Source organism: Endozoicomonas sp. ISHI1 (assembly GCF_024606225.1).
In the GTDB taxonomy this organism is placed as follows: domain Bacteria; phylum Pseudomonadota; class Gammaproteobacteria; order Pseudomonadales; family Endozoicomonadaceae; genus Endozoicomonas_A.
This window is the reverse complement of the sequence record NZ_JAGRPU010000022.1, coordinates 70,204-85,767: the sequence shown is the minus strand read 5'-3', so window position 1 is coordinate 85,767 and position 15,564 is coordinate 70,204. Positions and strand designations below refer to the sequence as shown.

Here is a 15,564-nt window from a genome sequence, read left to right as displayed (position 1 = left end):
CACTATTATCACGCATCCAATGAGTGATAGATCGAATTCAAATTCAAACTGTCCAAAAACTCTCTGGCAATGGTTGTCAGCTCATCGGATTTGAGAAACAGAGCATTACCCGCTTTGTATGCCTGCCGTAAATACGCTTCCTTCAAAGCCCCCGGAAACTGTGAAGGGCTACGAATTTCAGACATCATGGCATACAGCTCTGCTGGTGAGGATGGATCATGAGCGCCATAGTTTTTATCACTTCCGTTCCCCCTGATGGAAGCATCGGCCCAACAATACGTCAAACGACCATTCTTTGAGTGAGTCACTTCATACAGGTAATGACTGAAGGCCTGTCGAATCGCTTGCTTGCATTTGGTTCTTAAATGATCCTTAGAGAATGCATCTTTCTGCGGTGTCTCAAGGGATTCCAGAGTGGGTTTGTACCTGTTGCGGATTTCAAGCTCTTTTTTCTCATATTCTTCTCTTGCATCCTGATATCGCCCGGCTGAAGAAAAGTCTTGATTGTGTCGTTGGTGCTGACTGCGATAATGGTATCCATTTTGACCAAGGGTGGAGCTATGCGCTGCTTTCAGTTCGCTGTTTATTTGAGCTAATATCTCACTGTATCTTCTTGCTTTTTCCATTGACCGCTTTAAGTTCGGGATAGTCTCAACTTTTCGTTGAAAGAGGACATTGGCCATTTCATCAAACACTGTGTCTTTCCAGGCAGGTTGCCCCATTATAATCACCGGGCGGTGGTTCGCCTTTCCCGAAATTAACTGCGCAAACGCAGGTTGGTGTACCAGCATTCGTTCTATATCGGGGACGCCTTCAGGATGATCTGTCCAGACGGGCTGTAAAGATGTGCTGGCTATTATATTTTCAAGGAATGACGAAAAACCACCATGACAATCAGTCACGAACAAGGTATCACCTTCTCTCTTTTGGAATTTTTTATAAGTTTCTCGCCATACCTGACTACTCCTTTCACTGAAAAATAATTCCTGATACCACTTCTTCAGGCAACCGGCGACTGTGACCTTCAACTCATCGACATTTTCCAGACACTGCAATCGATCAAGATATTCAATGACTTTAATAGTTCGGCTATCATAGGTCGGAACCGGATTCAACCATCCCGATTTCAAGGCTTCACGAGCAAAGTGAATTTCCGAAGATTTGGCAAAAATAGCAAATCTAGCAAACCTCAGGACATCCATTATTGAATCCAGCCACTGAAGAGGGCTTACTCCGCCCTTAACAACCATTTTTGAATGGAGTAATTTAAGCTGTTCAGTGATTTGATCTTCATTACTCTTGAACAATATATTGCCTACTGCATCCGCCATCGGTGTACAGGCACGCCAACCTGCACGCCAATCTTCACCCTCAGCGCAGACCAATCTCTTCTCGCAATCACCCAATACTTCTGTCTGCAGCGACTCCAGTAGTGAGACCCCCATCGAAAAACCGGCTAAATCTCTTTCTTTCCAAAGGTTCTCTACTGTTTCGGAAATATTAAGATTGGTTTCTGGCAATGCACTGTTTGTCTCAAGGGCTGTGCTCAGTTCCTCAAGGGCTATGCCGCATGCTTTAGCCAGAGTTTGCTGTTGTGCTGAATCCGCACCTTTCAGGACACTCTTCAGGACATCCTTGACCTTCTTTGAATCACTGCTGGAAAGACTGACCTTACCGGTGAGCTGGAAGTCAGATTTGATTTCTATTACATCGGCAGGCGCCCCGCCCAGATCCGCTGCGTCCCAGGTTTGGCCTCCATCCACGGAATACTCTGCAAAGCTGTGGTTAATGTTAGAAATTTTCCGACTTGGAATACCAAAATAACGACAAAGAGCAACAAAAACAGATACACGATGACGACAGCTACCTTGCCGTTGTGTGACGAGGAATCGAAAGAAATTCTTATGGCGCTCTGGTATAGCATTACCGGAAAACTGTTTGCAATAATCCTTGATCGCCACAATGCGTTGCTTCATGTTTTTAGCCTTTTGTATTGTTCGCAAAGGCTCCCGTACTTTCAGTGGCTGTCGGTTAATGTTCTCAAACACTTCCTTCAGTACTGTTTTCATACCCTGGGAACAGCGGGCGTCAAAACGTGTTGATTGCGCAGACCGGACTCCTCTGGTACGTGTTTTTCTGCACGCTCCTCTGTGTTCTACGACATAAGCAAACTGAATTTTCTGTTTGGTTTCGGCCACTGCAACAGACAGCGTGTGAAGCCCGGTATATTGATTCCTGACCAGCGTGTATGGCACATCCGGCTCTATGCGCAGGGCCACTATATAGTCGTCAGGCGTCAGGCTGGGCAATGCATATCGACCACTGCCGGATGTCCAGTCAAAGGTTGCCAGCGTTTGATCGCTGGCTAATGACACTGGCTGGTCACGCCCTGGTAACCGGGCCGGTGTGAGGGTTTCGACCCCGTAAATGTCTTTATCATTAAGAGCGATCTCTTTGACAGCACCCTTTTCAGACACAAAAATATCCTTTGCCCACCACCGATACATCACGCAAGAATAGTCCTGCGTATCAAAAATTCTGAAATCGTACAGTTCTGGCCTGTCAAAGCACTCATAGTTCGTTCTCTGGTCTATTGCCGGAGCCTCTTTCTCTTCGACTTCCGGATTGTATGGCTCAGGAGCGTTATCACCGCCAACAACTGACGCTTCGTTAATACTGCCCTCAATACTACCCTCAACTCGATGGTTCACCAGACCACTCATCTGATACCAAAACGCAGGCCATAGTTGAACATCGCGGCCATTCCATAACTCTATCTGCCGATCAGCCTCCTGAAGATAAGGCTGGGAAGCCGATAATTTCAGCGCTTGTGCCTCTTCTTTCGCCAGGGGAAACACGCTGTTAACCTCTACGCCCATCGGACCAAACTCACGAGCAAACCAGCGTTGCTGCCAGTATCGGTACAGTGCCTGAGTGAGAATATCGTCCGACGCGTCCGGCTGGAGGGAGAGACCGGATGCCTGCCATCTGGTCCGAGCCAGTCTCTTGATGATTTCCGCTCTGGCTTCGTCTTCATTCAGATGAGTGCTAACAAGAATTTCATGGTTTTTTTCATCAATACTGTTGAAATCACTGCTTCGTATCACCCACGGACGATCAGTGCCTGATACCGTTTGGTTGAACCATTTGCAAAGTTCAGAATCAAGCTCACCCCTACTCATATCGAGAGCCCTGACTTGAGCCGATGGCTCGGGCAGTTCATCCAGCGATATTTTTGCAGCCATCAGATAAAGCCGGTAGTGCTGATTGATGCATTGATGAAGTCCTTCTTCGGTAAAATCACCTCCTCGTATGACGGCCCTGGCCAGATTCTGTAAATCAAGGCTGGTCGGTTGCAACGGTAGTTTTTTCCTTTGCAGGTAAGCCCTCAGACGACAATGTTGCTTAGTCAGTTGTTTAGCGATGATTTTCCCTTGTGGAGTCTCTGGCAACACTTTCTCTGCAATGGTCTGCAATTCTGCCGGGCTATACTGCCGGATGGGCAAATGCCGGAAACGCCCTTTCAGTGCCGGTGATAAGGGTTTGCGCCCGCTGTACTCAGGTGGGTTGATGGTAGCAAACAGGTGGAATCCGGGATGCGCGTCACCGGCCAGAATATCGTTCAACTCACCTTCCAGGTGCTGGCTGTCGATGAGATTCATTTCTGAAATAATCACGATGCCGCCCTGCAATTTTGCCGTCTGGATCTTTTCACACAATCTATCCCAGGAACAATCACAGGCATTCAGGAGAAAGACCTCTGGCATGGATTCTCCCCGTTGCTCAGTCTGCTGTTTGACGCTTTGAATCATCAGGTTCAGGGTGGCATCCTTGCCCCGTCCGGCCGGACCTTCAATCAGCGTCGCCTGACGACCGTCGTGCTTCCTGTTGTGATGATAAGCCTGCTGACACCGGCTTAAATCCTGTCCCAGCCGTTGTACCAGCTCACTGACTGCCGATCCGGAGGTATCAAAGTCAGGCCGGGTTTGTTCGGTGAATGTTTTGAAAGCCTGCTGTATAAGGTGCAGGGTGGTCTGGTTATGAACTTTGTTGCTCAGGGTGTTGTCCGGTTCGTAACGGACAGAAAACCAGATGTCCAGTGCTGTCAGGGCATCCTGATGAGCTTCGCTGATTTCGGGACCCAGTACATCCCGGAAACTTTGTTGGATCAAACCGTTTATTTGCTTACCGGTAACACTGTCGTTTACGGGTAGCGCACGATCAAGATACCAACCCACCCAACTACAGATATCCGTTAAATCTCTGGGGGTAAAGGCGTGCTCTGGCAACAGTTCCTGATAATATTGCCAGAGTATCATCACACTCTCGCTAGCAATCTGTGCAATGTCGTTTATTTGGGAGTCCGGCAGATGCCGTTGTAATTGCTTAACCAGAGCCGGTTCCACCACCCTGTCCCGAAGGAAAGCCTGGTCCAAAGGTGGGTAGTAAGCCCCGGGCAGTTTCTCTTTCAGGGCCGGGTCCAGCTGGCGTCCGGTGTAATGATTCGGGTTACCAGTGAGAATCACCCGATGTTTTGAGCTGACCTTGACAGGATGACCATTCACATAGACGCAGGGTTCCGGCTCCCATAAGCCGTTCAATGAAGCCTGTAATCCGGTTTTAGTCAGGTTGGCTTCATCCAGAACCAGTGTTACGTATTCTCCATCTTTATCATGTGGGGTTTTGGCCCATTCCATCAGCATCCGGTTTTGCTGTTCCATAGAGCGATCGCCATCGGCCTGCTCTTGCCACTGCCAGCGTTTCATCAGGGTCTGTTCGCTGTCAGAAGGTCCAAGGGAAATCACCGAAGCCTGTCCTGAAGCTTTTGCCATACTGGCGGCAAAGTAACTTTTTCCGGTGCCGGTTTCTCCCTGCAGGAATATAACGGGTGAGTCTACAAGCCGGTCATGGAGTCGGGATAATCGACGGCTTTCACGATCCTTCTGACTCACCTTGCCGTGATAAAGATCACAGGCCAGTGCTGTCAGTGGCTGATCAGCGGAGCCCTCCCATGCCAGTGACTGAGAAAGCCGGTTCTCTATGCGTTCAATGGCCGCTGCATCAGAATGTGCTGTTCTGGCAATATGAAAACAATCGCTGGCTAAAGCGTGAATGGTATCGGATCGGGTCTGCCCTGATGACAGAGGTAACTGCCAGCCAGAAGCCAGTGCATCTTGTAAACGTTTAATCTGTCCTGAAGGCCTGATACCTAACCGGTAATATTGCTCTGCTGCTGCCGGATCAACTTCCAACTGATATGCCATTGCCTCTCGTTGTTTTTCGGGCGCATGGGCCACGATTATGGCACAGAGCCTGTTCAGAGAACCTTCTTCAGCCCCCCATGAAAATGGACTTTCATAGGACAGTTTTAACGCTTCAAATACATTGCCCTTAAAGACTGACGGGTCAGAGGCTCGGACGAGTGACCACAGGTTCTGCCTCACAAACGCTCTATCCAACCGCTGGGCACTGTTGATGATGGCATTTAACCGATCCGGGTCTACCGAGGCAGTTTGACCCTCATCGGACCTCCTATGAGCACCCGGCTTTTTACAGGCATCCGGCAGTAACCACCAACAGGCCACTTTCATAAAATCCCGCACTGACGGATTCTGTCGGGTGCCATGGGTGATGACGCTATTAATGGCCTTGCGCCAGTGTCGGGGCAGGAGCTTTGGGGACTGGTCAACCCGTTGTGCCCGCCGGGCAGCCAGTATCAGGTTATTCAACACCCCTTCGGTCAGTTCAGGCAGAGGGTTACAAAGGTCGGGAGGCACGGTTTTAAACGCTTCGTAAATTTGTTGAAGCGCTTTTCGTGGCATCTCAGCCCGGGGGATATCATGCTTAACCTCATTGATCCCCCAGATATCGACCCCGGGACACGGTTCACCCGTGGCTATTATCGAACGCCATAGTGGAGATGAACTTTTCAAAAACTCAGGCCAGAGAACGGTGACACGAGCTTCCGGGTAAGCCTGTAATTGGCCATTAACCAACAAAGGTTGCCCAACGGCCAGGGGCTCCAGAAGTTGCTGGAGGTTTGGATTAGTCTCGAGCCCCCGCAATATGACCGGCCCACCAGAGTTTAAAGCCTCCTGCAACTCACTCTGACGTCGTCCAAAATGTGCCTTTTGTTCCGAGGCGATATGGATATTATCAAACAGCTGACTGAAGCTGGTCTGTTCATTAAGCTGAATGACCAAAGGTGATTCAGAGTGATTATTGATCCAATGACTTGCCTGGGCATACTGTTGATACGTGACGGTACTAAAGGCGGCGTGACCGCTATTTTTTTCCTTTGAGTGAAGGTCAGCGAACAAAGGGTATTTATCGGTTTCTTCCAATTCCAGAGCTTTTGGTTGCCGTTTGGTATGAGCCACCTGCAGTCTGAGCTCCAGACCTGTCGTTTCCCGAATCCTGTGCAGTGAACCCAGTAAACAAAACCAAAGTGCCTCAGTGAGGGGAGATGTGACGGTGACTACACCACCCGCTCGAACTTGTTCCAACAGACCCGTATTAGGAACTGCATAGCCCTCCGGGACAATGGCAATGGGGCTCAGCCACTCCCTGATATTACTCTGGTTAATGATGATCGGGTCTTTTGGTTTATTTGGGGAGAGCCCTTTATCAAGTTTTTCCTCACTCAAGCCGGGCAGAGAGTGGAACAGGCTTTGGAACAGTGAATTAAGCTCATCTTTACCTACCGGCATCTGATAAAAATGAACATCGTCCGGTAACTGACAGATCTTGCCATTGCTCTCATAACTTTTTTGCGCCAGCATCTGTCGAATCGTCTGTTCAAAGGCCAGATCCTGCCAATTGGCCCCTTTCAGAATTACCCGTTGTCCGTCCTTCAATAGTTCAAACCTGCCGGGGATGTGCCGGATCCGCCCCTGCTCACTCACTCCGGGACCACCCAGAAGCAACTGTCGCCAGTGACTGTGCAAGTGACAGTTGATAAGAATGGTATTGCCGTCGTCCATAACCCTTTCGCCACAAGGAAGTTCAGCCAATAACGGAGGAACCTCGCTGATGTGCATCGATGAGTCCTTGCCATTCTCCGGGTCGAACTGCCAGGTATTTCCCGGCCGATTAATTCGCCGCCAGAAATCAGCCCCCGGAGCGTCATCACACCGGCCAACCGATGCCAACTGTGCAGGATCTGCCACCACCAGCAGAGCAACATGCTCACCCAGGGGGCGTTTACTCTGACTGACTTTGTCGTACAGACAGGGGTTGTCCGGGTCCAGCAGATCGTTAAATTTTGGTAGCTCCTCACTGGTGAGCTTACGGATATCTATCACCAGAGTGAGCGGCTTTGAACCTTCAAACAGCTTGCCTGAGCGGAGAGTGTGGCGACCATCAGCGGAGATGCTCAACCGGCTCACCAGATTAGCCTGAGAGAGACCATCGGGATGGGAGATAAGGGTGACATCCCGATGCTTATCGCCGGTCTCGGCCACTAAAAGCTGTCTAACCTCATCATCACTGGCGACAAAACGAAAATCGAAGGAATGGGAAGCCTTGCGGAACGGGGAATCTGCTGAAGATACAGTCCTCACTTTATCGGACAATGTCGTCGGGAGTGACGATATAGCCAGCTGGGATGTTACCCTGCGGCAGAGATCTCCATGCTCTTTCGACAATAACTCCAGCTTTGCTTTCTTGGGCGTTTCACCTTCATAAAGAGCAAGAGCGCGTTTGTTTATTTGCCCATCAATCCGACCATCCATAGTCAACCTCTCTCCTGTAATCTGAAGAACAGCATTGAAACCGTTTAATTGTATGACCTTCAGACAGGATAAAAGTTCTATTTGAATGGTTGCCCGAAACCATTGAAGGTATTAATCGGACTCGAAAAGCTCATCATGGCCAAACGGCTATCACGTATCCAGTGAATCACACATCGAATTCAAATTAACGCTTTTCAAAAACTCTTCGGCAATGTTCGTCAGCTGGTCGGAATTGAGCACCAGAGCGTCACTGACGTTGAGTGTTTGCCGCAGGTAGGCAAGATTAAGAGAGTTCTCAAACCCCAAAGAGCTATCAATTTCAGACATCATTGCATGTAGCTCTTCTGGCGAGGATGGGTCACGAGCACCGTACAAGTCTGGTGAGCTTTCGAAGATCGAAGCTTTGGCCCAACAATAGGTTAAACAACTGCCTTTCGAGTGGGTGACTCCATAAAGGTAATGACTGAAGGCCTGCTGAATCGCTTGTTTGCATTTGTTTCTTAAAGCATCCAAAGGCCCACAGTCCTTCTCAGGGGACTCTGGAATGGGTTTGCGCTGACATTGACCTGCCGTCGTATCAGATTGTTTCATTTTTTCCAATAACGGCTTCAAGTCCGGACTGTTCCCGACTTTTTGTTGATACAGGGCTTCGATCTTTTCATCCAGCACTTTGCCGCCCCAGACAGGTTGCCCCAGGATAATCACTGGACGGTGGTTCGCCCTGCCCGAGGTTAACTTTACAAACGCGGGTTGATGCACCAGCATTCGTTCTATATTCGGAATGCCCTCAGGTATGTCCGTCCAAGAGTTCTGTATAGATGAGCTGGCTATTTTACCTTCAAGAAATGGCGAAAACCCATCATGACAATCAGTGATGAAGAAGGCATTATTTTTTTCCCCCTGGAAGCGATTGTAAGCCAACCGCCACATAAAGATATTTTCATCCCTGGAAAACAATGCCTTATACCACTCTTTCAGGCACTGTGTAGCCTTAACTTTCAGTTCATCGATAGCTTCCAGACGCACCAACAGATTAAGAAGTTCATTGGGAGGGGTCCCAATTCTGCCCCAGTAGGTCCTTGGGTCCAGCCAACCCGATGCCAGAGCTTCATGGGCAAAAAAAATGACCGAAGGTATGGTCAAGTCACTTTGTATCAGCATGCCCACCATTGTAGATAACCAGTTGCAAGGATTTGCTCCGACCTGAACAATCATTTTTGTATGGAGTGACTTGAGTTTTTCAGTGATCTGATTTGCATCATGGTCAGACAATATTTGTTTTACTGCCTGCAACATCGGTCTATTGGTATATTTACTGGCGTCATACACCTGCACATCACCGGCCAGGCGCGTATCGATAGCGCTCCATGCTTTTGTCTCTAACGCCTCTAACATTGAGACACCCATGGAAAAACCGGTTAAATCTTTTCTCCCCCAGAGGTGCTTTACTATTTCGGAAATACTTAGATGGTTTTCTGGCAATGCACTGTTTCTTTCAAGCGCTTTGTTCAGTTCCCCAAGGCTCAAGCCAGAGGCTTCAGCCAGAATTTGCTGTTGCTCCGGGTCAGCCCCTTTCAGGAGATCCTGAAGGAGCTCCTTATTCTTCCTGAGCTGAGTGCTGGAATGGCTGGTATTTATGGTGTGCTGGAAGTCAGACTTGATTTCTGTTGCCTCTACAGGCGCCCCGCCCAAATCCACTGACACCCAGGTTTGGCCTCCATTTACGGAATATTCAGCAAAGCTGTGGTCTTTGTTATTAATTTCACGACATCGAATCCCAAAGTAACGACAAAGAGCAACAAAAACAGGCACACGATGGCGACAGCTGCCTTGCCGCTTTGTTACGAGGAAGTCAAAGAAATTTTCATGGCGCCCGGGTTGAGTCTCACCGGAAAATTGTTTGCAATATTCTGTGATCGCCTCAATTCGTTGCTCCGTGTCTTCAGCGTTTTCTATGGCCTGCAAAATCACCCGTACTTCGGGTGGGTGTTGGTCAACGTGGTTAACCGTCTCAAAAAGTCTCTTTATCACTGCCTTCATACCTTTTGAACAGCGGGCGTCAAAATGTGCTGGCCCTTCTGGTCTGGCTTCTTTAGCAGGTGCTTTTTTGCCCGGCTCTCTGGGTTCTATGACATAAGCACACCGAATAGTTTGCTCAGTGTAGTCCTCTGGAATAGTCAGTGTATGAAGCCCGGTATATACGTCCCTGGTCAGGATAAATGGAAAATCGGGTTCAGTACGCAAGGCCACTATATAGTCGTCAGGCGTCAGGCTGGGCAATGAATATTGACCATTTTTCGATGACAAGTACAAGGTAGCGAACGTTTGATCGCTGGTTAATGTCACTGACTGATCAGGCCCCGGTAAACGGTCCGGTCTGAGGGTTTCGACCCCATAAATGTGTATATTATCAAGATTGATCTTTTTGACTTTACCCTCAGCAGTCACATAAATATCCGCTGCCGACACCCGATAAGTCGCAGGAGAATGGTGCATATTAAAAACTATATAATCGGTAACAGATCGCGTCTCCTGCCAATCATAGTTCGTTTCCCGGTCCAATACCCCAGCCTGTTTTTCGTGGACTTGCGGATCGTATGGTTCAGGCGCGTTATTACTGCCAATAGCCAACGCTTTGTTAGTAACATCGTCAACCAAATGGTTCAGCCGATCACTCATCTGCTGCCAAAGCGCAGGACACGGTTTAGCTGTCTGGGCGATCCACGCCTCTACCCACTTCTCAGCCTCCTGAAGATAAAGCTGAGAAGCAGATAATTTCAGCGTTTGTTCCTCTTCTTCCGTCAGGACAAATACCCTGTTAACGTCTACGCTCGTCTCGCCAAACTCATGATTAAACCAGCGTTGCTGACAATGTCGGTAAAGTGCCCGGGTGAGAATATCATCTGACCGATCCGGCTTCAGGGAAAGACCGAACGCCTGCCATCTGGCCTGAGCCACCATTTTGATGATTTCTGTTCTGGCTTCCTCTCCATCCAGATCCGCCTTAATACGTATTTCGTGGCGTTTTTCATCGATACTGTTGAGGTAACTCTTTCGTATCAACCAGGGACGGTTAATACCCGATACCGTTTGGTTGAACCAACGGCAAAGTCCGGAATCAAGCTCACAGGTAGTCATGGCAAGCGCCGATGGCTCTGGCAGTTCCTCCAGCGATATCCCGGCGGCCATCAGGTAAAGCCGGTAATGCTGATTAAGGCACTGAAGAAGTCCGTCTTCGGTAAAATCCCCCCCCCGAATGACGGCTCTGGCCACATTCTGTAAATCAAGGCTGGTCGGCTGCAACGGCAAGTTGTGTCGTTGCAGGTAAGCCCTTAAATGACAATGTTTTTCTGTCAGCTTTTTAGCGACGAATTTCCCTTCTGAGGACTCTGGCAACACTTTCTCGGCAATGGTCTGTAATTCTGCCGGGCTGTACTGCCGAACAGGCAGATGCCGGAAACGCCCTTTCAGCGCCGGTGATAAGGGATTTCGCCCGCTGTACTCCGGTGGGTTGATGGTGGCGAACAAGTGGAAGCCCGGATGGGCGTCACCCGCAAGAATATCGTTCAATTCACCTTCCAGGTGCTGGCTGTCGATCAGATTCATCTCTGAAATAACCACGATGCCGCCATGCACTTTGGCCTTCTGGATCGCTTCACACACTTTGTCCCAGGAACAATCACAGGCATTCAGGAGAGAGACCTCTGGCATGGATTCTCCCCGTCGCTCAGCCTGCTGTTTGACACTTTCAATCATCAGGTTCAGCGTGGCATCCTTACCCCGACCGGCCGGGCCTTCAACCAGTGTCGCCTGACGGCCGTCGTGTTTCCTGTTGAAATGATAAGCCTGCTGACACCGGCTTAGATCTTGTCCCAAGCGTTGCACCAGCTCATGGACTGCCGATCCGGAGGTATCAAAGTCAGGTCGCGTTTGTTTGGTGATTTCTTTGAAGGCCTGCTGTATAGAGTGCAGGGTGGTCTGGTTATGAACTTTGTTGCTCAGGGTGTTGTCCGGGTCGTAACGGGCAGCAAACCAGATTTCCAGTGCTGACAGGGCATCCTGATGAGTTTCGCTGATTTCGGGACCCAGTACATCCCGAAAACTTTGCCGGATCAAACCGTTCATTTTTTCACTGGTAATACTGTCGTTTACAGGTAGCGCACAATCCAGATACCAACCCACCCAACTGCAGATATCCGTTAAATCCCTGGGGGTAAACTCATGCTCCGGTAACAGTTCCTGATAATATTGCCAGAGTGTCATCACACTTTCGGACGCACTGTGTGCAATGTCGTTTATTTGAGGCTCCGGCAGGTGCCGTTGTAGCTGTCTGACCAGAGCCGGTTCAACCACCAGGTCTCGAAGAAATGCCTGATCCAGACGAGGGTAATAAGCTCTGGGCAGTTTCTCTTCCAGCGCCGGGTCCAGCTGGCGTCCGGCATAATGATCCGGGTTACCGGTCAGAATCACCCGGTGCTTTGAGCTGACCTTGACAGGATGGCCATTCACATAGATGCAGGGTTCCGGTTCCCATAAGCCGTTTAATGACGCCAGCAATCCCGCTTTGGCGAGGTTGGCTTCATCCAGAATCAGGGTGACATAGCGCTCGTCTTTGTCGGGTGTTTTGGCCCATTCCATCAGCATCCGGTTTTGCTGCACCATAGAGCGGTCGCCATCGGCGTGTTTTTGCCACTGCCAGCGTTTCATCAGGGTCTGTTCGCTGTCAGAAGGCCCAAGGGAAATCACCGAAACCTCCCCTGAGGCTTTTGCCATCCTGGCGGAAAAGTAACTTTTCCCGGTGCCGGTTTCTCCCTGCAGGAATATAACGGGTGAGTCTGCCAACCGGTCATGGAGGCGGGACAATCGGCGACTTTCACGATCTTTTTGATTCATCAGGCCGTGATAAAGATCGTCAGCCAGTGCTGACAAGGGTTGATCAGCGGAACCCTGCCATACCAGTGATTCAGACAGGCGGTTGGCTATGCATTCAATGCATTGCACATCAGAATTTGCTGCCCTGGCCATGTGAAAACAATCAGTGGCCAGAGCGTGAATAGCTTCGGATCGGGTCTGCCCCGATGACAAAGCTAACTGCCAACCAGAAGCCAGTGCATCTTGCAAACGTTTAATCTGTCTTGATGGCCTGATGGCTAACCGTTGATAGGGCTCTGCTGCTGCCGGATCAACTGCCAACTGATACGCAATTGCCTGCCTTTGTTCTTCGGGAGCATGGGCCACGATTATTGCACAGAGCCTTCCCAGAATTTGATTTGCATACCGATGCGGAAATAAACTTTCATAGGACAGTTGAAATCCTTCAAATTGAGTGTCCTTAAAGACTGCCGGGTCAGAAGCTCTGGCCAGTGACCACAGGTTCTGTTTCACAAACTCTCTATCCAGCTGCGGGGCACTGCTGATGATGTCATTTAACCGATCCGGATCCACCGAGGCAGTTTGATCCTCATCGGGCTTTTTATGGGCATCCGGCAATAACTGCCAACAGGCTACTTTCATAAAATCACGCACTGCCGGATTCTGCCGGGTACCATGGGTGATGACGCTATCAACGGCCTTGCGCCAGTGACGGGGCAGGAGTTGCGGCGACTGGTCAACCTGCTGTGCTCGCCGGGCAGCCAGTATCAGGTTATGCAGTGATTGTTCGGTCAGTTCAGGCAGAGGGTTACAGAGCCTGGGAGGTACTGTTTTAAACGCTTCGTAAAGTTGCTGAAGTGCCTGTTTGGGCAACTCAGCCCGGGGGATACCATGCTTGAATGCATTGAAATCCCAGATATCGATCTCAGGACACGTTTTACCCGTGGCAACCAATGAACTGAATACCGAAGAAGGGCTTTTCGCAGACTCAGGCCATAGAAAAGTGACATGAGCATTCGGGTAGGCCTGTAGCTGGCCATTAACCAAAAGAGGTTGCCCCACAGCCAGGGGTTCCAGAAGTTGCTGAAGTCTTGGATTATTCTCGAGTCCCCGCAACACGACCGGTTTGCCAGCGGTTAATGCCTCCTGCAACTCACTTTGACGTCGGCCAAAATGTGCCTCTTGTTCTGAGGTGATATGAATATTATCAAACAGCTGACCGAGGCTGGTCTGTTCATTGATCTGAATCACCAAAGGTAATGTCTGGCGATTGATCCAGTGACTGGCCTGGGAAGGCTGCTGATACCTGACGGCATTAAAGGCGGCGTGGCCTTTGACTTTTTTCTGCAGCTGAAGGCTCTTCAGCAGCTGACGGCTCCTGAACGGCTGATGGCTTCTGGACAAAGAATGCTCATCGTTTTCTTCCAAACTCAGGGCTTTCGGCTGCCCTTTTGTATGAGCAACGTGCAGTCGGGGCTCCAGGCCCGTTGTCTCGCGAATAGTCTGCAGTGAACCCAGCAAACAAAACCAGAGTGCTTCATTGAGGGGGGACGTTATGGTGACTGAACCACCTGCCCGAACTTGTTCCAACAGACAGGTGTTAGGAACTGCATAGCCTTCCGGGGCAATGGCAATTGGGCTCAGCCATTCTGAAACATTACTCTGGTTAATGATGATCGGTTTTTTTACTGCGTGCTCTTTATCAAGTCCTTTATCAAGTTCTTTGTCGCTGGAGTGAGACAGGCTCTGGAACAGCGAATGAAGTTCGTCATTCCCTATCGGCATTTGATAAAACTGAACATCATCTGGTAACTGACAGATCTTGCCATTGCTCTCGAAACACTTTTGCGACTGCATCTGTCGGATAACCTGCTCGAACGCCAGATCCTGCCAGTTGGCTCCTTTCAGAATCACCCGCTGTCCGGCCCTCAACAGCTCAAGCCTGCCGGGGATGTGCCGGATTCGCCCCTGTTTATCGACTCCGGGACCGCCCAGCAGCAACTGTCGCCAGTGACTGTGCCAGTGACAGTCAATAACAACGGTATGATCGTCATCCATGGCACTTTCGGCACTCGGGAGTTCGGCCAATACCGGAGGAACTTTGTTGATCTCCGTCGCCTGGTCATTGCCGGTCTGTGCATCGAACTGCCAGGTATTTCCCGGTCGATTAATTCGCCGCCAGAAATCAGCGCCCGGAGCGGCGGCTCCCGAAGCGGCGGCTCCCGGAGCGGCGGCTCCCGAAGCAACGTCACTCTGAGCAACCGATGTCAACTGCGCAGGGCTTGCCAGAACCAGCAGATAAACATGCTTTCCCAAGGGGCATTTCTTCTGGCTGACCTTGTCATACAGACTGGGGTTAGCCGGGTCGAGCAAATCGTTAAATTTTGGCAGATGCTCGCTGGTGAGCTTTCGGATATCCATCACCAGGGTTAGTGGCTGTGGACCTTCAAAAAGCTTGCCCGCACGTAGAATGTGACGACCATCGCCGGAAATGCTCAACCGACTCACCAGATTAGCCTGTGAGAGGTCATCGGGATGGGAGATAAGGGTGACATCACGATTTTCGTCACCGGTCAGGGCCACTAAAAGCTGTCGAACCTCATCATCACTGGTGACAAAACGAAAATCGAAGGAATGAGAAGCACCGGGGAGCGAGGAATCCGTTGAGGATACGGTTCTCGCCTTGTCAGGCACCCTAATCGGAGATGACGATAGATTGAGATTGACCGATACATCAGAGCAGATCTTTGCAATCGGTTCACCAAGCTTTGCTTTCTTGGCTGGAATGCTGTTATCAGGCACGCCGTTGTTACGAATTGATTTGTTTAATTCTCCACGAATTGGGCCATCCATAGTTAATCTCCCTACTGCCATCTGAAGGATTTAATTGAGACTGTTTAATAATATGACCTTAAATTAGTATGAAAGTTCCATTTTGATAGCGGTTCGTTGCTTCGGA

2 protein-coding genes are annotated in these 15,564 nt (G+C 49.8%); both read right to left on the bottom strand.

Annotated elements, in window-relative coordinates; genetic code table 11:
• Nucleotides 1-8: 8 nt before the first annotated feature.
• The gene (locus tag KBW69_RS14550) at nt 9-7,733 is read right to left on the bottom strand and encodes an AAA family ATPase (protein WP_257281326.1); all 7,725 of its coding nucleotides are present in this window, start codon (nt 7,731-7,733) and stop codon (nt 9-11) included.
• A 150-nt stretch (nt 7,734-7,883) separates the two neighbouring features.
• Complete coding sequence (locus tag KBW69_RS14545; RefSeq protein ID WP_257281325.1) at nt 7,884-15,458, bottom strand: AAA family ATPase; 7,575 nt, start codon at nt 15,456-15,458, stop codon at nt 7,884-7,886.
• Nucleotides 15,459-15,564 lie beyond the last annotated feature (106 nt).

Excerpts from the sequence above, each read along its gene's own strand:
- KBW69_RS14550 (WP_257281326.1), bottom strand. The coding sequence starts at position 7,733 with ATGGATGGTCGGATTGATGGGCAAATAAACAAACGCGCTCTTGCTCTT.
- KBW69_RS14545 (WP_257281325.1), bottom strand. The coding sequence starts at position 15,458 with ATGGATGGCCCAATTCGTGGAGAATTAAACAAATCAATTCGTAACAAC.